This is a genomic window from Siminovitchia jepli (assembly GCF_047228825.1).
Classification (GTDB): Bacteria; Bacillota; Bacilli; order Bacillales; family Bacillaceae_C; genus Siminovitchia.
In genome coordinates this window covers 56,247-76,696 of the sequence record NZ_JBFEGN010000004.1, presented here as the reverse complement: position 1 = coordinate 76,696, position 20,450 = coordinate 56,247, and the positions used below count along the sequence as shown (strand labels likewise).

General features: G+C 43.3%; 19 protein-coding genes and 1 pseudogene. 8 read left to right on the top strand and 12 right to left on the bottom strand.

Features of this window, described 5'->3' with window-relative positions; all coding sequences use genetic code 11:
* Window positions 1-22: 22 nt before the first annotated feature.
* The 6 genes and pseudogenes from AB1L08_RS03920 to AB1L08_RS03900 form a co-directional block, all read right to left on the bottom strand.
* Complete coding sequence (locus AB1L08_RS03920; protein WP_413063372.1) at window positions 23-1,726, bottom strand: acyl-CoA dehydrogenase FadE; 1,704 nt, start codon at window positions 1,724-1,726, stop codon at window positions 23-25.
* An 82-nt stretch (window positions 1,727-1,808) separates the two neighbouring features.
* Window positions 1,809-2,612 carry an enoyl-CoA hydratase/isomerase family protein gene (locus AB1L08_RS03915; protein WP_413063371.1) on the bottom strand — a complete coding sequence of 268 codons (804 nt, stop codon included), beginning with the start codon at window positions 2,610-2,612 and terminating at the stop codon, window positions 1,809-1,811.
* Window positions 2,596-3,453 carry a 3-hydroxyacyl-CoA dehydrogenase family protein gene (locus AB1L08_RS03910; RefSeq protein ID WP_413063370.1) on the bottom strand — a complete coding sequence of 286 codons (858 nt, stop codon included), beginning with the start codon at window positions 3,451-3,453 and terminating at the stop codon, window positions 2,596-2,598. Before AB1L08_RS03910 ends, AB1L08_RS03915 begins: the two co-directional genes overlap by 17 nt.
* A gap of 222 nt (window positions 3,454-3,675) precedes the next feature.
* Window positions 3,676-4,308: a LysE family translocator gene (locus tag AB1L08_RS03905; protein WP_413063402.1), complete on the bottom strand. Its 633-nt coding sequence runs from the start codon at window positions 4,306-4,308 to the stop codon at window positions 3,676-3,678.
* Between the two features lie 24 nt (window positions 4,309-4,332).
* Window positions 4,333-4,525, bottom strand: a pseudogene (locus AB1L08_RS22550) (hypothetical protein); the annotation flags it as partial.
* 52 nt (window positions 4,526-4,577) lie between these two features.
* The gene (locus AB1L08_RS03900) at window positions 4,578-6,761 is read right to left on the bottom strand and encodes a helix-turn-helix domain-containing protein (protein ID WP_413063369.1); all 2,184 of its coding nucleotides are present in this window, start codon (window positions 6,759-6,761) and stop codon (window positions 4,578-4,580) included.
* 311 nt (window positions 6,762-7,072) lie between these two features.
* Between AB1L08_RS03900 and AB1L08_RS03895 the strand changes: the two genes are divergently transcribed.
* Window positions 7,073-7,849, top strand: a complete 777-nt coding sequence (locus AB1L08_RS03895) for an IclR family transcriptional regulator (RefSeq protein ID WP_413063368.1) — start codon at window positions 7,073-7,075, stop codon at window positions 7,847-7,849.
* Window positions 7,846-8,604, top strand: a complete 759-nt coding sequence (locus tag AB1L08_RS03890) for an IclR family transcriptional regulator (RefSeq protein ID WP_413063367.1) — start codon at window positions 7,846-7,848, stop codon at window positions 8,602-8,604. Before AB1L08_RS03895 ends, AB1L08_RS03890 begins: the two co-directional genes overlap by 4 nt.
* Before the next feature lie 120 nt (window positions 8,605-8,724).
* Here AB1L08_RS03890 and AB1L08_RS03885 read toward each other — a convergent pair whose 3' ends face one another.
* A complete protein-coding gene (locus AB1L08_RS03885) occupies window positions 8,725-9,642 on the bottom strand; it encodes an RpnC/YadD family protein (RefSeq protein WP_413063366.1) in 918 nt (305 codons plus the stop codon).
* A gap of 206 nt (window positions 9,643-9,848) precedes the next feature.
* Window positions 9,849-11,024, bottom strand: coding sequence for an FAD-dependent monooxygenase (locus AB1L08_RS03880; protein WP_413063365.1), 1,176 nt, complete (start codon window positions 11,022-11,024; stop codon window positions 9,849-9,851).
* Between the two features lie 193 nt (window positions 11,025-11,217).
* Here AB1L08_RS03880 and AB1L08_RS03875 point away from each other — a divergent pair, with 193 nt between their 5' ends.
* From AB1L08_RS03875 to AB1L08_RS03855, 5 genes are all read left to right on the top strand, one after another.
* Window positions 11,218-11,988, top strand: a complete 771-nt coding sequence (locus tag AB1L08_RS03875) for an IclR family transcriptional regulator (RefSeq protein ID WP_413063364.1) — start codon at window positions 11,218-11,220, stop codon at window positions 11,986-11,988.
* A gap of 134 nt (window positions 11,989-12,122) precedes the next feature.
* The gene (locus AB1L08_RS03870) at window positions 12,123-13,160 is read left to right on the top strand and encodes a TRAP transporter substrate-binding protein (RefSeq protein WP_413063363.1); all 1,038 of its coding nucleotides are present in this window, start codon (window positions 12,123-12,125) and stop codon (window positions 13,158-13,160) included.
* A gap of 13 nt (window positions 13,161-13,173) precedes the next feature.
* The gene (locus AB1L08_RS03865) at window positions 13,174-13,671 is read left to right on the top strand and encodes a TRAP transporter small permease (RefSeq protein WP_413063362.1); all 498 of its coding nucleotides are present in this window, start codon (window positions 13,174-13,176) and stop codon (window positions 13,669-13,671) included.
* Window positions 13,668-14,942 (top strand): TRAP transporter large permease, encoded by a 1,275-nt coding sequence (locus AB1L08_RS03860; protein WP_413063361.1) that lies wholly within the window; start codon window positions 13,668-13,670, stop codon window positions 14,940-14,942. Before AB1L08_RS03865 ends, AB1L08_RS03860 begins: the two co-directional genes overlap by 4 nt.
* A 192-nt stretch (window positions 14,943-15,134) precedes the next feature.
* On the top strand, window positions 15,135-15,569 hold the full coding sequence (locus AB1L08_RS03855) for a hypothetical protein (RefSeq protein ID WP_413063360.1): 435 nt from the start codon (window positions 15,135-15,137) through the stop codon (window positions 15,567-15,569).
* Window positions 15,570-15,752: 183 nt separating this feature from the next.
* Here AB1L08_RS03855 and AB1L08_RS03850 read toward each other — a convergent pair whose 3' ends face one another.
* From AB1L08_RS03850 to AB1L08_RS03840, 3 genes are read right to left on the bottom strand one after another with little or no spacing between them, the layout of a single operon-like run.
* Window positions 15,753-16,865: a cupin domain-containing protein gene (locus AB1L08_RS03850; RefSeq protein ID WP_413063359.1), complete on the bottom strand. Its 1,113-nt coding sequence runs from the start codon at window positions 16,863-16,865 to the stop codon at window positions 15,753-15,755.
* Between the two features lie 15 nt (window positions 16,866-16,880).
* Window positions 16,881-17,375, bottom strand: a complete 495-nt coding sequence (locus tag AB1L08_RS03845; protein WP_413063358.1) for a DinB family protein — start codon at window positions 17,373-17,375, stop codon at window positions 16,881-16,883.
* A 5-nt stretch (window positions 17,376-17,380) separates the two neighbouring features.
* Window positions 17,381-18,313, bottom strand: a complete 933-nt coding sequence (locus AB1L08_RS03840) for a fumarylacetoacetate hydrolase family protein (RefSeq protein WP_413063357.1) — start codon at window positions 18,311-18,313, stop codon at window positions 17,381-17,383.
* Window positions 18,314-18,469: 156 nt separating this feature from the next.
* Here AB1L08_RS03840 and AB1L08_RS03835 point away from each other — a divergent pair, with 156 nt between their 5' ends.
* A complete protein-coding gene (locus AB1L08_RS03835; protein WP_413063356.1) occupies window positions 18,470-19,237 on the top strand; it encodes an IclR family transcriptional regulator in 768 nt (255 codons plus the stop codon).
* Here AB1L08_RS03835 and AB1L08_RS03830 read toward each other — a convergent pair.
* Window positions 19,234-20,418, bottom strand: coding sequence for an MFS transporter (locus AB1L08_RS03830; RefSeq protein WP_413063355.1), 1,185 nt, complete (start codon window positions 20,416-20,418; stop codon window positions 19,234-19,236). The two genes, AB1L08_RS03835 and AB1L08_RS03830, sit on opposite strands and share 4 nt — an antisense overlap.
* Window positions 20,419-20,450: the final 32 nt, after the last annotated feature.

The following is a 20,450-nucleotide window of genomic DNA, read 5'->3' as shown; positions in this document are numbered from 1 at the left end:
TGTTTGCACCTCTTTCTTTTTGTTAAACAGTGTATTTTTCAGCTGCAATCACCCTGTCCGCAATACGGCGTTTCACTTCCACAATGTTGTCCGGACTGCTGCTGATCAGGCGGCCGACTGTGTGAGAAAATGATTCATGGTTATTAAGATGATTAAGAATATTCAAGCCTTGAACTGCACACCATTGAGCTGTTTCATGAACATACATTTTAGCACAATCAATCATCTGGGCACTGCGTTTTTCACCTGAATTCGCAATGGATTTTTCGGCGCGTAAAACGGCGCTTTCACCAGTATAAACGGCAATGACGAGATCGGCCAGAAACGCTGCTGCTTCCTGTTCTTCATTAATATCGTCAAGTCCTGCCTGCCGAATGGCCTGGACCGTGGAATGAAAGTAATCTTTCATAAGCTGGAGGGTTTGCTTTTCTTGTTGAAGAGGACCGTTCTTCAATAGTTTGTTTTCACCTTGTGGTTTATAATTTTTCAGCAAAGTGGATGCGATAATAATCCGGTTGATTTCATTCGTACCTTCAAAAATCCGGTTGATGCGGGAATCACGGTAAATGGCTTCCACTTCATACTCAGCCATGTATCCGTAACCGCCGTGAATTTGAACAGCTTCATCGATGACAAAATCAAGCGCTTCCGTTGACATCACCTTATTAATGGAACATTCGACGGCAAAGCGGGCAATCGTTTTTCCGTACTCACCGCCATTGGCCTTCATTTCCTCAAAGCCTTCCTGTATGGCACCTGCTGTTCGGTATACCGCGCTTTCATTTGCATATGTTTTGATCGTCATGTCGGCAAGCTTTTGTTTAATTAATGTAAAACAGGATATCGGTCGGCCAAACTGTTTTCTTTCATTTGCATATGTTGCTGCAAGCTCAATGGCTCTTTTGGAAGAACCAAGGGCAGATGCAGAAATTTTAAAGCGGCCCATATTCAAAACATTGAACGCAATGATATGGCCACGGCCGATTTCGCCGATCACATTTTCTGCTGGAACTTTTACATTGTCCAAGATTAGCGAACGGGTGGATGATCCTTTCAAGCCCATTTTTTTCTCTTCCGGGCTCGTAGACAATCCTTCATAGTTCTTTTCAAGAATAAAGGCGGTCATTTTTTCTCCGTCCACTTTTGCGTAAACGATAAATACATCCGCAAAAGCGGAGTTGGTAATCCATTGCTTTTCGCCGTTTAATATATAATGGGTGCCGTCCTCGGATAAAACGGCTGTTGTTTTCAGACTCATGGCATCTGTTCCGGATGAAGGCTCTGTCAATGCATAAGCTGCTATTTTTTCTCCCGTTAAAAGCTCCGGCAAATATCTGTCTTTCTGTGCCTGATTTCCGAAGTAGGCAATCGGCAGTGCGCCAATTCCGGTTTGTCCGCCAAATGTAATGGAGAATGAACGTCCCAAGGACATTTTCTCACCAATAATGGCTCCACTGACTTTGCCCAGATCAAATCCGCCGGCTTCCTCCGGAATGTCCGCTCCGATTAAACCAAGTTCTCCTGCTTCTTTAATAAGCCGGACCGTTTCATCAAATTGCTGGGTTTCAATTTTTTCCAAAGCCGGCATCACTTCGTTAACGACAAATTTCTCAGCCGTATCAGCAATCATTTTATGTTCGTCCGTAAAATCTTCCGGCGTAAAAATATCTTCCGGCAGAATGTTGCCGTCCAGGAATTGTTTCAAGCCTGCATTTTTTGTTGCCATGCGCTCAACTCCTTCTAAAATCTGTTGAAAAAGAAGCACTCTGGATGACCGGACGGGTGTACATCCGGATGCTTCCTTCACATTACCGTCCGGTATATACAGGCTTTCTTTTTTCAACAAAGGCGGTTAATCCTTCTTTGCGGTCTTCTGTTGAAAACGCATTGCCAAAGCATGTGTTTTCAATCGTTAAGCCTGTTTCAATGTCTGTATTGCTTCCCGCATTTACTGCAACTTTCAGCATTTGCAGTGCAATCGGAGGTTTTTGGACAAGTTTTGCTGCCCACTCTTTTGCTGCGGCCAGTACTTCATCTGCCGGTACAACTTTGTTGACAATGTGTAATTCATGGGCACGGGCTCCATCAAACATATCGCCAAAGTAAAGAAGCTCTTTTGCAACACCTTGCCCCACTATTTTTTGAAGACGCTGCGTTCCGCCACCGCCCGGAATAATTCCCAATCCCACTTCAGGGAAGGCAAATTTGGCTTTTTCTGATGCAATCCGAAGGTCGCAGGCGAGGGCCAGTTCGAAACCGCCGCCAAGGGCCAAACCGTTAATGGCCGCAATCACCGGCTTGGTGGAGTTTTCAATTTGCGTAAATACATTTCTGGAAGCCTTGTTCATTTTGTTAATGCCTACAAGGTCAAGTCCCGCCATTTCATTAATATCCGCTCCTGCCACAAAAGCTTTCTCCCCGCTTCCTGTCAAAACAATGGCCCGGACATTGTCATCTTCATCCAGTTGGCTGAACAACGTTGAAAGTTCCTTGAATACCTGCGTGTTCAAAGGATTGACCGGCGGGCGGTTGATTGTCACAACGGCCACGTGATCTTCCACTTCATATAGCAAAAACTCCAAATCGGTCCATTCCTTATTTTTTGTAGTCATAAAAACCAGCTCCCGTCTTTTTCCCGTATCTTCCTGCCCTCATCATTTGCTTCATGAGAAGCGGAGGAGCAAAGCGGGAATCATTGAATTCTTTTTGGAAATATTCCATGACATGGTATCCGATATCAACACCGGCAAAATCCTGCAGTTCAAATGGCCCCATCGGATAGTTCAAACCGAATTTTACAGCTTTATCAATATCCTCCGCTGTAGCCACTCCTTCCTCCAACAAGCGGATCGCTTCAATAAACTGCGGAATCATAATCCGGTTGACGATAAAGCCCGGAGAATCTTTTTTCACTTCCACCACTTCTTTTTTCAAGCGGGCGGACAGCGCTTTCAACTCTTCTACAGTCTTATCGCTTGTCTCGAACCCGCGGACTACTTCTACGAGTTTCATAAGCTGGGCCGGGTTGAAAAAGTGCATGCCTGCGACCCGATCCGGACGTTTTGTTGCGGAAGCAATTTCCGTGATCGACAGGGATGAAGTATTCGTCGCTAAAATCACATCTTGGCGTGTGATTTTGTCCAGTTGCGAAAACACTTCTTTTTTCAACCCCATATTTTCAATGACAGCTTCAATAACAACATCGGCATCTTTCATATCTTCCAGGTTTGTGGTCGTTTGAATCCGGTCAAGTGCTTCCCGTTTTTGCTCTTCCGTCATTTTTCCCCGCTCAACACTTTTGGACATAAACTTATCCATCCGGGACATTGCCCCATCCAAAAAGCGGTCTTCGATATCCTGTAAAATCACATGAAAACCATTTATGGCAGCCAGGTTGGCAATCCCTGCTCCCATCGAGCCGGCTCCAACTATCCCAATTGTTTGTATTGACATCATTCCATCTCCTCTTTATCTATGATAGTGTTACTTGAATTATAAAACTTGTAATCGTGATAATGTACATACACTTTGTAGGAAAAGATCATTCTGATTTCGTCATTTGTTCTAAACTTAATCTTTCCTTTACGATCGCTGCCCCTAATAGAGATCAGTTTCACCTATTTTCTTGCACGAGAAAAGACCCTTGATCAGAATCCAAGGGTCTGAAAAATCATTCTAATGATAAGCCTTTTCTAGAGCCAGTTTAACACCAAAACCTATCAGTATAGTACCTGTTATTCCTTCAATAAACTTTTGGGTCCCAGGCTTTTTCATAAAAGCACTAATCTGGTTAAGTAAATAGATATAGAACAAAAACCATACGGCGGTTAATACGGAATAAGTTATTCCCATTATAAGGAACGGTATAAAAGTATTGCTTCCCGAATCAACGAACTGCGGCAGGAAGGTGAGAAAAAAGATAGCCACTTTTGGATTTAGGATGTTGGTAAGGAAACCTTGTTTAAAACAAGACTTGCTTTCATACTTACTTTCAAAAGTCATTTCGGTGATGGTTTCTGCTTTCTTGTTCTTTAGTGCCCATAATGTCTTGATGCCCAGATAAATTAAGTACACTGCACCGAAGTATTTAAAGATAGAAAATAATAAAGCCGATTTCACAATGATTGCTGAAAGACCCGCAACAGCTGCCATTGTATGGATGAGTAAAGCACAACAAGTACCCAACATCGTTTTAAATCCTCCTGTTCTTCCAACAGTGAGGGTATTTTTTGTAGCGATAGCAGTATCGGGACCAGGTAAAAGGATGAGAAAAATACACATAATTAAAAACAAATAAAAGTTCTCCATTTTTATGAACCACCTTTCCAAGTTGTATTTAAAAGTAGCAAATTGTCCGTCATATGCCTCAATCCGATTGATTCCAATCGCCGGTCGACGAACTGTTTCCACTCTCCCTTTTCCGTTATCCTCCATTGTAACTATGAAGAACAGGTGGGTTGAATTTCACTTTTGAGCCAAATGTGTGGAGTCCCGAAATAATTCCAGGTGTTACTTTAGCTTTCTTATTATTTTAACAAAAGCAGGGATATCCCGACTCTATTCCAACAATGATGAATTCAGCTCATTTTGCCTCTCATATCATACAGCTTGAAAGCCATCAGCAAGTTGAAGCGCACTTCAGCATCACTTAGATCTGACTCAAGCAAGGATTCTATTTTTTCCAGGCGATATAATAATGAACTTCGATGGATGAACAATTCTTCCGCTGTACTTTTTGCGTTCCCGTTATTTTGCAAATACACTCTTAACGTATGAATCAGGTCCATATTTTTCCCCTGGGAATATTTTTCCAGAGGGCCAAGCTGATTTTCCAAAAATAAATCGGTCGTTTTCTCGTTATCGATTTGATGCAAAATTGTATAGGATCCAAGCTCTTCAAAAAACGCGTAGCCCTTTTCTTTAAAGCGGCTTTGTACAATATTCAGCGCCTGTCTCGCCTGCTCGCTGCTTGCATAATAATCATGTAAATTGTCCGTTTTTCCGCCTACTCCGAGTAATATATCACAATGTATGCCGCTTCTTTTGCCTGCTTCTTGAATATCTTTATAAAATTGCGGCCAAAATTCCTGGACGCCTTTTTCTGCGGGGACAATGAATAAATACTGTTCTTTAAACATGGCCGCCAAAATTTCTTTTGTTTTTTCCACTGCAAAAACTTTAATATAATCCCAAACAACGGCTTTTTTTGCTTGCTGTTCGAGCAAGTTGCATCCTTCCAGCTCATTTTCCCGAAGTGTAATGGATAGCAGTGCTACACGATGTGGATTGTACAAATCCCACATAAACAAGTTCGCATATTGCAGTATACTCTCATGATTTTCAACGTTTTCCACAAGCAGCTTGCTGATGAAGTTTTCCTTCGCCTGCTCAGTGGCATCCAACACCAATTTTTGCTTTATAAATTGGATGGAGCAAATATTTCGGGCCATTTCAATCATGATCTGGTCATAATCATTCAATTCATTCCCCGACATGCGAACCGCCAAATATCCGAGTAAATCGCCTCCACTGTTAATGGGCCAAATGGAAAAAGTTTGACTGTATTCCGTGAGGACGATGTGGGGGTTCACCTTTCTCCTTGCCTTTTCTGCTTCTGCCCGCAACTGGGGAATGAGAACTTCCTCTTCTCGATCCATGGTATATGTTAATGGCCGCATAAAGCGGTCAAACAACACAACCGATTCATTGAACAGTTCTCCCAGCATTGAAATGATCCCGTCGAATCCCTCATGTTTGACGGTTTCCTTCACTAGTGCCTGCTGATATTCCAGCAAAAAATGCAAACGGTTTCGGTTTTCTTTTTCATTATTGTAAAGCCTCGCATTTTCTAGGATGGTGGCTATGTGATTACTGAGCAACCGTAATATTTGCAAATCTTCATCCATGAAAACGCCGGATCGCTTTCGCTCAACATGAAGCACGCCGATGGTTTTTAAATCCATGGATATCGGGATCGTCATTTGGTTTCCGCCCGTTTTTTCCAAAAATGGGAAGTGCTCTTTCAATATGTAGTTATGTTCGATCCTTACTTGCTTTGGAGCCTTCATTTCTCCGTATGAAGGGGGTTGGTAAATAAAGCAGTTGTCATAGTCATTGTATAGATAAATACAGGCAAATTCGGCATTCGTCCCTTTTCCTGCCCTCGTGGTAATTTCTTCAATACTTTCCTCAAATGGAGCGTCAATGGAAAGGTTTTTCGTAATCCATTCTATCCCTTCGATCTTTTTTAACTGCATTTCCCTGTTTCTTGTCATGGAAATGGCCACTGCCACATCCTGTCCAAATTCATCAAAATGCTTTCCCATTTCAAGCAGAGGAACATAACTCAAAAAGCCGATCATACAAAAGCCAAACGTATGCAGTTCGTCCTTGATGGGCACCGTAAACCATGTTTTGACCCCTGCCTTTTTTAACAAGGAAAAAAGCTGGCATTCATCGACTGCTAAACCGACCTCTTTGTCTGTCAAACTATGTTCAAGCAACTGCTTGGAACAATGGTCCACCCTTAGCGGAAATGTATCCCGCACTTCATTGACATTGCCGCTCCAGGTCTTTGGAACAAACAGGTCATCCTCAACGAACACGACTCCAACGAAATCACAGTACAGCTTGGCCCGAAACGAATCACTCAAATATTGCAGTGCCTGCTCTTCCGTATCTATTTTAATCAACTGCCGCGATGTTTTTCGCAAATGCTGTTCAATTTTTCTGATTACTTTTTCCCTTTGGGCTTCAGCCATGAACAACACTCCTCTCTTACACTCTATTATAGTTAAGATGAGCATAAGAAAAAAGAGAGGGTTTAAAGAAAAGCGCAAGCGCCTAGAACGGGCAAATAAGTCAAAACATGCAGGAGGCCCCACTCTCCGGAGTTTTTGTTATGACCTCGAGGGGCGGGGACAGCAAATCCCTTCGTTTAATATGTTAAACTTTATAAAACTGGTACTTTTTCACCCGAAAAGAAAAAGCAAATCCGACTTGGACAGTTTGACCAATTAAAAGCCCGGCCTTAAAATGATAAAAAAACAAAGTTTTTGAAAAAGGTGAGCAAATGCCGGAACAAGAAAAAAGAACTTCCCTGGAAAATGCTTTGCACGTGTTGAAGCTCTTTTCGATGGACGAACCGGAAATAAGCGTAACTGGCGTTTCGAGAAAGCTTCAAATTGCAAAAAGCACAGCCCATCGCCTTTTGTCATCCTTGGCATCTGAGGGGTTTGTTTATAAGGATCCTCATTCCAATCTTTACAGCCTGGGATCTTCCATTTTATCATTGGTTAACATTGTTAATTCGCAAATCCACATTTCCAACGAGGCGGTGCCCATTTTAAACATGCTGGTTGAAACAATCGGGGAGAACGCCCATTTGGCCATATTGGAAGAATTGGATGTTGTTTACCTGCAAACCATTGACGGGGCTTACTCATCTGTGGACTATATTCATTTGGGCAATCGAAAGCCCGCTTTTTGCACAAGCGCCGGACAGGCGATCCTGGCTTTTCAACCGGAGATGGCGGAGCGGGCCTCAACCCAATTGCGTCCTTATACAAAAAATACAATTATTTCCCCGGAAACTTTTTTTAAAAAGTTAAACAGCGTACGTGTAGATGGTTTTGTCATCTGCGATCAAGAATACCGTAACGGCATTACAGGCATTGGCGTTCCGGTATATGACGGTAAGGGGAAGGTTATGGCTTCCCTGAGCATTACCGCATTATCAAAAAGGGTGTCGTCGCCAAGAATACAAAGAAGATATGTTTCACTTCTTTGGGAAGCATCCGAAAAGTTGACGGACATGATTAAAATGAGAAAAAGAAGTGATGTAAAATGAGCGGTTCCACCTTATCCTCCGTCACAAATGCGCTGCGAATCCTTCGGCTGTTTACGCCAAAGCAAAAGGAACTGAGCTTCACGGACATTGTCCGGCTCACAAATCTTCCCAAGAGCAGCGCCCATCGTGTCATTGCTGTTCTGGTCAAGGAAGGATTTCTCGCCAAAAATCCACGGACGAATCACTATCGCCTGGGGCTGGCCATTTTAAGCCTTGGCGGCGTTATTTTCAGCCACCGTGAATTATATAAAGAAGCCCTTCCCATTGTAAAAGAGCTCTCGGAAACATTGGATGAGTCCGCCCATATATGCCTAATGGAAAATATGGAAGTTGTTTATTTGTTTCGTGTGGAAAGCCGGCATCCGGATCGTCTGTTAACCCAAATCGGGCGAAAAAATCCGATTCATTGTACGAGTGAAGGTCTTTGCATATTGGCTTTCCAAGATAAAGGAACAATCAACCAGCTGCTCCAGTCGAAGTTATATTCTTTTACGCCATGTACACCGACAGACCCGGACAAACTTCTTGCCCTTATTTCCGATATCCGGCAAAACGATTATTGCCTGTTAAGAGATGCCTATTATGAAAACTATACGAGCATCGCCGCCCCAATCCGCGACTATACCGGAGCAGTTGTTTCTTCCCTTTCGGTCGTCGGGCATTCAAGCCGTATCACGGATAAAAAGAAGGGCCGCTTTATTCGCAAGATTCAGGAAGCGGCAGCAAAAATATCCGAACACTTAGGCCATTATTAGAACAAAAGTGTATCGACGAACAAGACTGAACGAAATGGGGAAACTCCTTGTTCAGCCCCGACAAGTATATGGCAATTCCCGGGGAGGTGCCTTTGAGCACCCTCCTTTTCAAGGGACGTTTTATTTTCTGTCCTTAATCCGTTTGATCTCCTCGATTGAGAGACCCGTAATGTCCGCTGCATCTTCAACACAATACCCTTTTTCCATGAGCCTGACAGCAATTTCAATCTTTCCTTCAATCTTTCCTTTCTTCTCCCCCTCGTTCATATAATACTTCGCCAAAAACGTATCTTTCATGGAAAGTCCCATTTGTACCGCCTCCTTTTGAATAATTGGTTTCAGATCATTGACCAGCCTCCATTCCGTTTCCTCCGGCAGCCTGAGAACATGATCAATGAATACAAACAGTTTTTGAATATATTCCCGTTTCATCTCTTTACTTATCATTTTATCCTGTAAAAGCAATCTCATCAATTTTCGTTTGTACTGATACTTCCTATCGACATTCTTTTTGCTTTTTATTACATACAGTCCGGCCAAAACGGCCAATGCAAAGGGATTTTGTGATTTTAGGAGAGTGGATTCTGACTGGGAAGCGATCCGGTAGGTATGATAACGGTAGGTCAGTTCTGTCCCGAGGAATTCATAGTTGTATTGATCGGCATTATACTTGGCATCGTCACTAGTGAACAGTGCAAGGGCGTAAATTTGTTCATCATAAAGGTCCATAATCCTGTAAAAGGACTGGAACATCCGCTTTGGAAAGATCTTTTTATAGTCTCCCTGAACCTCAATATGGACGTACACCCATTGATTGTCTCCGTTTTTCAATTGAAGCTGAACAAGTTTATCGGCGACACGCTGGCTGCTTTCGGATTCGGGCAAAATGGTTTGGAGCTCTTGTTCGAGGAATTGAGGCGGGATAGTAAAATCTGCAAGCTCAAACAGTTCAGGGGAGAAAAATAGAAGAAATTCTTCAAACAATTCGGTAATTACATCTTTCCACAGTTGATCATAATTGGGACGCTGAAACTCCAATAACACCAACACCTTTCTATTGATTTTTTGATTTTGTAAATTACTTTATTCGACACACTTCTTCTAAATCCTTCTTATTCCACCATAAAAATATCTTTTTAAAAGCACTGATGATTATAAACCGTGGCAAACGATCTATGTCCGCAGAATCTATGCTTTCTTGTAAAAAGGCCGCACTACTTTTCAGGCAGCGCGGCTAGTTTTTTCTATCTTCTTTTATGGTATCCATATAAAAAGTCGGTAACTTGGTAGCTTTTCGGTGTATGCTCCTTGAATATTTTTTCACGCATAATTAAAGTCAACGGGTCTTCCGCGTGCAAAAATCTTCCCCATAACCTGGCGTTTGCTTGGACTTTGGCTGTCCGCGGAATCCGTTCTTCCTGGTAGTTTTGAAAAGCTGTATGATAGTTATCGGATTGCTTCAAATTGTCGGCAAGTACGGAAGCGTCTTCCAGTGCCTGGCAGCCGCCTTGTGCCAAGTATTGGAGCATCGGATGAGCTGCATCGCCCAGAAGTGTTATGTTGCCTTTTGTCCAATTATCCAACGGCAGGCGGTCGTACATTGGCCAGCGAATTTGGCGTTCGATAAAGGAAATTGCCTTTTCCACAAGCGGATGCCCGCCTTTGAAACGCTTGTCCATTTCTTCGGGAGTACCCCAATCATCAGAGTCAGGCTTGTAGTTGTAGGACTTAAACACAACTACTTGATTGTACAATTCTCCCCTGCGGACAGGGTATTGTACAAGATGGAGATGTGGTCCAATCCACATGACAACGTCATCCAAGTTGGCGTCTGACACTTCCTCAATGGGAATCGTTCCCCGGTAAGCGACATACTCCGAGCAAATCAGTTCATCATCAGAGAACAGCTTTCTGATATTGGACTTAAGTCCATCGGCTCCAACAATCGCCTGTGCAGTGAATGTTTCACCGCTTTGATTGGTGACAACGACACCGCTTTCACATTCTTCAGCCGTTTGGATTACCTGGTTATTAAATAGTTTGATTTGCTCGGGCTTCTTTTTACATGCATTCAATAGAACGCTGTGCAAATCAGATCGATGCACAACAATATACGGGTATCCGTAGCGCTCTTGGAATTCTTTACCCAAATCCAATGTTGCCAACTCTTTTGCTGTATAGACATCTTTTAATACGAGCCTTTTTGGAAAAACAGCCAATTCAAAAATATCTTCCAGGACGCCAAAACGATCCAAAACAGCCATCGCATTTGGCGCAAGCTGAATTCCCGCACCCACTTCTCCAAATTCCGGGGCCTGCTCAAGAACCGCAACGGATTTTCCTGATTCAACAATTCCCAAAGCTGCAGCCAACCCGCCAATTCCTCCGCCAACTACCATTACATCGCTTACATTACTCATATGAAGATCCCCTTTTTGATGTATTTTTTCAATCTATTCCACTAATAGGGAACAAAGTATACTAGTTATGGATAACTTTAAAATATTTTTTTAAAACTGTCAATCTATTATTTTATAAAAAATTTCTTTTGTTTTGTTTCTGCTGCTGATACACTAAAGTTCAAAATCATTCAAAAAAAGGTGAATTAAACAAATGACAAAACAAACAAATCATAAAGGCATTCAATCATTGCAGCTCGGAATCTCCATCCTCGATCTCTTCCTTGAAGAGGGAAGGCCATTAAAATTTACGGAAATCCAATCTTTGACCGGGATGACGAAAAGCAATCTGTATAAATATTTATATACGTTGACGCAAACGGGCATTTTATATCGCGATACAACCGAAAACACGTACATGCTTGGAAATCGCCTGATAGAATATGGAAACGCTGCCTTAAACGACTTTGACATTGTTGGCCGCGTCAATCCCTTTTTAAAAGAAATCAGCGATCATACTTCCCTGACGAGTTTACTTGCTGTCTGGTCACATACAGGCCCTGTTATCGCCAGCATTAGAAATGCGGACTACGGAATCAATATCGGAGCCCAAATGGGTGCGACTCTGCCCTTGCTTTCTTCATCAGGAAAAATATTCTCTACTTTTAAAAACAGCAGCGATCAAAGAAAATGGTTGGAAAATGAACTCAAACCGTTATCGGAAAAAGAACGAAACCAATTCCTGGCCGAAAAGAAAAAAATACAAAAAGAAAAATTTACGCATTCTACGGAACCGCTGATTAAGCATATTTCTTCTTTCAGCGTCCCTCTTTTTGATTTTAACAGTGACTTGATCGGGGCATTGACTGTAGTAGGATTTACCCCCCTGATACCAAGGAATGCCACGGACGAAATTAGCGAATACGTGAAAAAGACGGCTTTCATAATTTCAAAGTCCTTTGGTTATAAAGGAAAAAAGTACTAGTTTTTTTAAAAAAAGATTGAAAAATGAATTGACAAGCAGTTTAATAGTTTTATACAATTAGTGAAAATGGTTCACCAAAAGTGAATAGGAGCGTTTCGCTTGCTAAACACCCAGAACCACAAGGAGGAATGAAAGTGAGCAAAATTAGTAAAATGAAGGCGCTTTTAAAAACATCTTTTATTGCTTCTGCAATACTGGCGCTCGCGGCTTGCGGAGGTGGAAAAAGCAGCAGCGGTGATTCAGCGGATCAGTCTAAAAAAGAGGAAACAAAAACATTCAAAATTTCTCATGTGACACAAGAATCCCACGTCTGGCATAAAACGGCCGAAAAGTTTGGCGAGGAATTGGAAAAGCTGTCTGACGGCAGAATGAATGTGGAAATCTATCCTGCTTCCCAGCTAGGTTTAGAGAAAGACATGGTACAACAATTGGAAACGGGTTCATTAGAATTTGGATTTTTAACAAATGCCTACATGAGCACACGCCAAGATTCATTAAACGCATGGTTCATGCCGTTTACCTTTAAAAATCTGGAAGAAGCTGCGGCGATGAGAGATTCTGATGCAGCGAAAAAAATGCTTGAAGAACTGGACAGCCAAGGCCTGGTCGGATTGGACTTCATGTTTGCGGGTAACCGCCACGTACTTTTGAAAGACGGAGCAGTCAATTCCCCTGCTGACCTAAAAGGCAAGAAAATCAGAATCATCGGCAGCCCGGCCATGCAGGATTTCTGGGAAGGCGTAGGTGCAGGGCCAACTGCAATGCCTCTTTCTGAAGTGTATACTTCATTGCAAACCGGAGTTATCGACGGAATTGACATTGATCTGGATGCACTCGTCACGGAAAAGTATTATGAAAACGCCGAGAATTTGACATTAACGAACCATATGACATTCCCTACGGTCATTGTTATGAGTAAGCAGGTATATGACGGTCTATCTGAAGAGGACCAAAAAACTGTCAAGGAAGCGATGACAAATGCTGTTAACTGGGGAATTCAAGAAGCCGTCGCCCGGGAAGACAAAAACCTTGAAGAATTGAAGAAACTTGGGGTAAAAGTCGAAGAATTGAAAGATCCTTCTTCCTTTGATGCCATCACGAAACAAATCACTGATAAGTATGAGGGCAAATCCGAGGTCATCAAATCTTTCCTCGAAGAAGCAAAAAAGTAACGGGGGAAAATAAATGAAACTGTTACACCAATTAAGCAATATTGTTTATCAAATTGAAAAACTGTTGGCTATTGCCCTTTGTTCCGCCATGCTGATTTCATTATCAGCTGGCGTTCTTTATCGTTACATCCTCAACTTACCGCTTACCTGGTCGGATGAAACAGCTATTTTTTCTCTTGTTTGGCTTACTTTTATCGGCGGCAGCATGAGCATCAAACGGCAAGATTCCGCAGCTGTTTCCATCTTTATGGACAAGTTGAAAGGAAAGCTCCGCCAAACGTTGTTCGGTCTTGGGATAGCCGTCCTGGCAGCTTTTCTCATTTATATTTTTTATTTATCCCTTACATGGCTGTCTTCTTCGAACATCGCCATACAGCGTTCCAGCGCGATGGGGATGCCGATGATTTATGCCTATGCCAGCATTCCTGTAAGCTTTTTCTTTATGATTATTCACACTCTTGAGCTGTTCATTAATAACTTCAAAAGCAGCGAAGGGGGGAATGAAGCGTGACAATTGCACTTCTTATTTTTATTATTCTGCTGCTGCTGCAAGTGCCGATTGCATTTGTTCTCGGAATCACGACGATTGCCTACATCTTTGTGTCGGCTAATATGGGGCTCATGGCCACTGCTCCGCAGCGTCTGTATTCCGGACTGGAAAGCTACGGCCTGCTTGCAATCCCTTTGTTCATGCTTGCCGGAGAATTAATGAATTCCGGCGGTATTACAAAAAGGCTGATCGATTTTTCCAAATCGCTCGTAGGCCATTTCCGGGGCGGATTGGCGTATGTTAACGTCATTGCCAACATGCTTCTTGCCTCCATTATCGGATCGGCAACAGCCCAAATTGCCATGATGAGCCGGACAATGGTCCCTTCGATGGAAAAAGAGGGTTATTCACGGGAATTCGCTGCTGCCACCACAGCATCGGCAGGCCTTTTGGGGCCTATCATTCCACCGAGTATGTTATTTATCATCTACGGTGTCCAATCGGGCGCTTCTATCGGGGACATGTTTATGGCCGGTGTCTTTCCAGGCATCCTGCTGGCCATTTCATTTATCATTCTGATTGGGTATACCGGAACCAAACAAAAATGGCCCACTCAAAAGCGCGCCCTTTTCTCGGAAATATTCAGCTCCTTTTTCAAAGTCATTCCGGCACTCCTTGTTCCGGTCATTATTGTAGTCGGAATTTTAAGCGGCGCGTTTACACCGACAGAATCAGCAGCCATTGCCTGCGTGGTGGCGCTTGTTGTAGGTTTTTTCTTTTACAGAGAATTAAAAATAAAGGAACTTCCTTCCATTTTTATCAATACAGCGGTAACAACAGCAACGATTACCTTGCTGATAGCGATGGCCAACCTGTTTGGCTGGATGCTTTCTTTTGAAAAAGTTCCGCAAAATATTGCCACCTGGATGGTGTCATTAACTGAAAATCCGCTGCTTTTCCTGTTAATCGTAAATATATTCCTTCTGATCGTCGGCATGTTTATGGACGGGATTGCGGCACTCATTATCCTTGTACCCATTTTTGCGCCGTTAATCGCCAACTACGGCATTGACCCAATCCACTTTGGTGTCATCATCTGTATCAACTTAACAATCGGCTTATTGACTCCGCCGGTAGGAGCAGGTCTTTACATTGCCTCCTCCCTTGGGCAAGTCAAACTCGAGCGCCTCGTGGCAGCCATTTGGCCATATTTAATCGCATCACTGATTGCCTTGCTGGTCATTACGTATTGGCCTGATTTGACGCTTTGGCTGCCGTCGATAACGAAATAGGGTAATAGAAACTTGAAAGGGGGCTCCCCATACTGGAGAGTCCTTTTTTGATGCAAAAAAAGTTTTTCCTCATAATGTAAGCCCCTATCACATGTCAAAACTTGTCTGTAAAAGAAAGCTTTTGGATGCTATAATAGCGGTAATAAGAATGCTGGCAATTTCGCAGCCGCAATGAGGAAAAGGGGGGATACGATGGAAAATCTGATGAAACAAATTCTTGCCGAAATCCAAGATTTAAAATCACAAATGAACAGCCGCTTTGACATGCTGGAAACAAGAATGGCAAACATGGAAACAAAAATGAGCGGCATGGAAACAAGAATGAATGACATGGAAACAAGAATGAGCGGCATGGAAACAAGAATGGCAAACATGGAAACTAAGATGGCTGGCATGGAAACCGAACAACAAAGTATGAAACAGGATATTTCCTCAATAAAGGAAATGATGGCGACAAAAGAGGATGTGGCCGAAATTCCGGCCATTAAAATAGCCGTCATGGAAACAGTCGAAGAAGTCAAGAAAATAAAAACAACCCAAGTAAGACACGAACGGACTCTTGACTTATTGTCACGCCGCTCCATAGACCAAGAAGCGGCCATTGCCGATCTGCGCCAAATCATTTAACCTATTATTTTTACAAATTATTGTTATAGCCTCTTTCGGACATCAGCAAATCTTCAACATAAAAGTCGAGTTTCTTCCTATTATATATACTGGAATTTCCGTAAAAAAAATCCATTTTCAAAGCATGTTGCTTCGGAAATGGATTTCAATATGTTATATATAAACGTTGGCAGAGATAAAATCTTAAACGATGACAGGCTTAAATTCCGATTTGACTTCTTGATGGCCGTTGTTCGTATCAAGCTCCTGCTTTCTTTCGAGGCCAAATTTTTCGAGGATTGGCAAGTCGTTTGTTTGGAAGAGGTACGTGTCTTCTTCTGCAACGTGCTCATGCCAAGCCCAGTTTGGAACGACAAAGTAGTCGCCTTTTTCCCAGTCAAAGCGGACGCCGTTAATGACCGTGTAACCGGAACCTTCGTGCACATGATAAATGGACGCATGTGTATGGCGGTGGGCCTTTGATTGGAATCCTTTCGGCAGCTTTTGCATCCAGGCAGCAATGGTCGGGCAAGCTGTTTTACCGTTGGAGGGATTGATAAACTCGACTGCATATCCGTCAAATGGATCCGGCTCAAATCGGCTCAAGCCTTGAATAGCAGCTTCAGTTTGTTTCCATTTAAACTTGCCAAGCGGCGCTTTTTTCTCATAGCGGTCACTGATTGGACGAACCATTCCGCCTTCGTAGCGTTGCGCTGAGTAGTTATCCGGCAAAGAAGATTTCTCCAATTTATCCGGATATGGCTCAAAGAATGTTCCGCCGAGATAGTAGATCGTTGGGATATCCAGGCAGTCCATCCAAATCATTGGTTTGTCTCCAGGATGTCCGTGGCCGTGCCAAAGTCCGTTTGGCGTTGTTAAAAAGTCACCGCGTTTCATGAAAATCCGTTCGCCTTGGACGATGGAGTATGCTCCTTCCCCTTCCATGACAAACCGTAACGCATTTTGAACATGACGATGGGACGGTGCTTCTTCACCAGGCAAAATTAATTGAACAGCCGCATATAAGGTTTGCGTCGTAGATGCCCACCCCCACGGTTTGCGGTAATTCAAACCGGGGTTTTGCAGGTAGATGGCGCGCCGTTCCCCGCCCCGGTCCGGAGTAAAGATCTCTGTTGCTTCCATCAACTTTTTGCGCAGCAGGCCGTATTTCCAAAGATATGCCTGTGCATGCGGCTCGGGAGTGTGCTTCATTAAATCAGGGATTGCATTCCATAGCGGACCAAGATGATACTGTTCAATATCTTTGTTAAAATCCTGGACCAAAGTGCTTTCAAAAAAAGAATTTTTTTCAGCCATTGTGATTCTCCCCTTTTATTTTAACTTGGACAAATTGCGTTGAATCTGTCCATTATGCCCTTGAATATGCCCGACAATGAGTTTGTCAATAATGAACTGGACAGGTTTTCCATCAAAGTTCGGATTCCGGCTTGGCGCGACAGTCTGAAGCTGCTCATCTGTCAGCTTGCTCAATGTTTCCTCTGTTTGAGCCGGAATCTGTTTTAGATCGTTGAGTACTTTTTCAACTGCCAGTTTATCTACTGTCGATTCATCTACAGCTGCTAAACGAATTTTATTCGTATGGTCCCTTCCCCATACGTCTTTGGGGCTTTGCATGATTTGGCGAATTTCACCCAACCAGAAAGGAATCGCTTCGGCTACGTGGGCAATCACTTGCATGATCGACCATTCTTCGGCTGACGGCTTCCAGCGGATTGTATCTTCAGGAAGGTCTTTTACCGTGTTCACCATCTCGTCGATTGCAGCTTTCACATCACGAATGGCTTGCTGTTGAATTTCTCCTGCCATAGAAATCACCCCTCCACTCTTTTTACTTTGTTCTCAAGAACACCCACTTTGTCGACTTCTATGCGCACGACATCCCCATCTTTCAGGAATGCTTGCGGTTCCCTTGCTACACCTACGCCTCCCGGTGTTCCGGTCAAAATAACATCTCCCGGTTCAAGTGTCATCAATTCAGATAAAAACTCAACGAGACGCTGGACCGTAAATACGAGATTCGAAGTGTTCGAGCGTTGTCTTTCTTCCCCGTTTACAGACAAGGAAATTTCAAGCCCGGACGGATCTGTCAACTCATCGGATGTAACGAGCCACGGACCCATAGGCGCAGAACCGTCTACCGCTTTTCCTTGCAGCCATTCAATTGTCCTGCGCTGAATGTCGCGGTATGTAACATCATTGACAATCGTATAGCCTGCGACGTAATCCAATGCATCTTCCTGCGACACATTTTTGGCCCGCTTTCCCACAACAAATGCAAATTCTGCTTCATAGTCAAGCTGTTCGGAGATTGGATAAAATGGAATGTCATCTTCCGGTCCCACAATCGTATTGGCAAATTTCGCGAAAACAACCGGATGTGTCGGCAGTTCCCTTCCCATTTCAAGGATATGCTCGCGGTAGTTATGTCCAACACAGATCATTTTTCCGGGATTGGTTACAGGGGCGCCAATTTTTACATCCACTTTCCCGAAAACAAGCTGAACGGCACTTTCGTGATTCAAAGCATATTGAACAGCTTCTTTTGCAAGTGCAAGGCTTTCTTTTCCCCCTTGCAGGAATCCTTCCATATCTGCCGGAATATACGCTTCAGCAATTTTTTCCGCCCGGATTTTTCCTTCTGCTTCCAATTTTGCTTTAAAAGCTGCATTCAGATCAATGACTTGTTCTCCTTCAATAGCGCCTATTCTTGTAAAACCGTTTTGAGTAAAAGTTACTAGCTTCATTTTATCCTCTCCTCAAATTCACTTATAGGTAACATTGTTCTCATAGTTAAAATGTATCGTATCCGCTTTCAGTTGTCAATATGGAAATATAACAATTGGACAGATGAATAAAATTATGACATGATAATTCCAAAAGTTAAAAGGAGTGTTTTTGGGATGGACAAAAACAAAACACTCCCTGTTATACAATCATTGCAAACAGGGATTGGCATACTTGAATTATTTGTCAGCGAAGACCGCCCCCTGAAGTTTTCCGAGATCCAGGAGCTTACAGGAATCACAAAAAGCAATTTGCATAAATACTTAAATACTTTAACGATTACAGGTTTGCTGCACCGGGACAAAGGCCAGGGTACATACCAACTTGGAAGTAAATTAATCGAATTTGGAAATGCAGCCATCGGAAGTGTTGACTTGATTCACAAGGCAACTCCGTATTTGAAAAAGATCAGCCGGGAGCTGGAGCTTACCGCATTACTGTCCGTATGGACGCATGACGGCCCTGTCATCGCAAACATTTGGAACAGCCAGCCGGGCCTGAATATTGGTGCGCAAATTGGTACACGCCTCCCTGTTCTTTCATCGGCCGGAAAAGCTTATCTGGCCTTTAAAGAGGAGGTCGATATAAAGGAATGGAAACAGCAAGGATTTCAACATTTACAAAATGAGGCAAAACAAAAGCTGGAAGTGGAATTGCCAAACATTCAAAAACATTATTTTTCATATGCGGCAGAGCCGCTCGTAAGGCATGTTTCCTCTTTCAGTGTTCCGGTACTTGACTATAAAGATGATATGATCGGCTGCATTACGATTGTTGGGTTCACCCAGCTCATTCCCAGCTCACATGAAAGTGACATGAGCTCTTTCGTTATTGAACAGGCCTTCGAACTTTCAGAATGCTTTGGCTGGCAAAAAAAGAGCTAAGCGTTTTTTCGCCGGGTGATTCTCCCGGTCATCGGGACACTTTTCTTTTGGGCCCAATAATAAACAGACAGTCCCGTGAAAATATAGATGGAACTGACGATATAAATGGTTCCCAGTTCCATCGTCCCTGCCAACGCCCCGGCTATGATTGAGCCTCCGCCAATGCCGATGTCGAAAACGGATAAAAAAGTGGCAGTTGCCACCGATCGGCGCTTCGGATCGACGCTTTGGATCGCCACCGTTTGAAAGCTGGAAAAAAGTGTTCCCCATCCAACACCAATCAATCCCGCGGCAATGAAAAACAAGGCAGCCCCGTGCGACATCCCCAAACAAAACATGCCCATGCCGAATAACACGATGGCCGGAAAGATGATCCAGTTTGCACCGTATTGATCATACCATCTCCCTGTAAACGGGCGGGACAAAATAAGAACAAAGGCATAAACAGCAAAAAAGAAACTCGATTCAACCGCCAATCCCCTTTCAGCAGCAAAAACCGCCATGAAAGACAAAACGGTCGAATAAGCAAGGGCAAAATAGGCACTTGTAATGGAAATGGGAATGGCCCGCCTTTCGAATACCGCCTGTTTCTTCTCCCCGGGGATAAAGGTCCCCTCTTTCGCCAATTTTGTTCCTACGCCCAGCATGAATGCCGCAAAAGAAAAAAATGCGCCTGTCCAAAATAGGGCGTTAATATCCAGTTCCCGGAAAATCGTCAGCCCAATAAATGGCCCGGCAACAATGGCCAGGTTGTTTGACATGACAAAGTAACCCATGCCCTCGCCTTTTCTCGTTTCCGGCACTACATCCGCTATAATCGTCCCCGTAATCGTGGTGGCCATCCCGAAACCAATCCCATGAATAAATCGTAAAACAAGCAAGGATTCCACTGAATGCAAAAAACTGTATGCAAAAGAGCAAGCTGCAAACATGGTTAACGAGAGGATAAGAATAAATTTTTGGCCAAACCTTTCAATCCACGGACCCAAAAATGGCCTGATCACGATAGCCGCCCCCAGAAAAACCGCGTTTACCAAGCCTGCCGCAGTACCGGTTGCACCGTAATACTTAATTGTGGCCGAAGGCAGCGTTACAAGTAATCCATAATAGGTAATAAAAAGAAAAAGGTTTGCGACCGAAACAAAAATAAAGCTCCTCGTCCATAACGCTTCTTTTTTCAAAGAGAATTCCCCCTCCCGATTTATATTTTGAA

Bases quoted from the DNA above. Each gene is read 5' to 3' on its own strand.
- AB1L08_RS03905 (WP_413063402.1), bottom strand. From the start codon at position 4,308: ATGGAGAACTTTTATTTGTTTTTAATTATGTGTATTTTTCTCATCCTT.
- AB1L08_RS03855 (WP_413063360.1), top strand. From the start codon at position 15,135: ATGGAAAATCTGATGAAACAAATTCTTGCCGAAATCCAAGATTTAAAA.
- AB1L08_RS03845 (WP_413063358.1), bottom strand. From the start codon at position 17,375: ATGGCAGGAGAAATTCAACAGCAAGCCATTCGTGATGTGAAAGCTGCA.
- AB1L08_RS03880 (WP_413063365.1), bottom strand. From the start codon at position 11,024: ATGAGTAATGTAAGCGATGTAATGGTAGTTGGCGGAGGAATTGGCGGG.
- AB1L08_RS03850 (WP_413063359.1), bottom strand. From the start codon at position 16,865: ATGGCTGAAAAAAATTCTTTTTTTGAAAGCACTTTGGTCCAGGATTTT.
- AB1L08_RS03865 (WP_413063362.1), top strand. From the start codon at position 13,174: ATGAAACTGTTACACCAATTAAGCAATATTGTTTATCAAATTGAAAAA.
- AB1L08_RS03915 (WP_413063371.1), bottom strand. From the start codon at position 2,612: ATGACTACAAAAAATAAGGAATGGACCGATTTGGAGTTTTTGCTATAT.
- AB1L08_RS03900 (WP_413063369.1), bottom strand. From the start codon at position 6,761: ATGGCTGAAGCCCAAAGGGAAAAAGTAATCAGAAAAATTGAACAGCAT.
- AB1L08_RS03910 (WP_413063370.1), bottom strand. From the start codon at position 3,453: ATGTCAATACAAACAATTGGGATAGTTGGAGCCGGCTCGATGGGAGCA.
- AB1L08_RS03840 (WP_413063357.1), bottom strand. From the start codon at position 18,313: ATGAAGCTAGTAACTTTTACTCAAAACGGTTTTACAAGAATAGGCGCT.
- AB1L08_RS03835 (WP_413063356.1), top strand. From the start codon at position 18,470: ATGGACAAAAACAAAACACTCCCTGTTATACAATCATTGCAAACAGGG.
- AB1L08_RS03890 (WP_413063367.1), top strand. From the start codon at position 7,846: ATGAGCGGTTCCACCTTATCCTCCGTCACAAATGCGCTGCGAATCCTT.
- AB1L08_RS03920 (WP_413063372.1), bottom strand. From the start codon at position 1,726: ATGGCAACAAAAAATGCAGGCTTGAAACAATTCCTGGACGGCAACATT.
- AB1L08_RS03875 (WP_413063364.1), top strand. From the start codon at position 11,218: ATGACAAAACAAACAAATCATAAAGGCATTCAATCATTGCAGCTCGGA.
- AB1L08_RS03895 (WP_413063368.1), top strand. From the start codon at position 7,073: ATGCCGGAACAAGAAAAAAGAACTTCCCTGGAAAATGCTTTGCACGTG.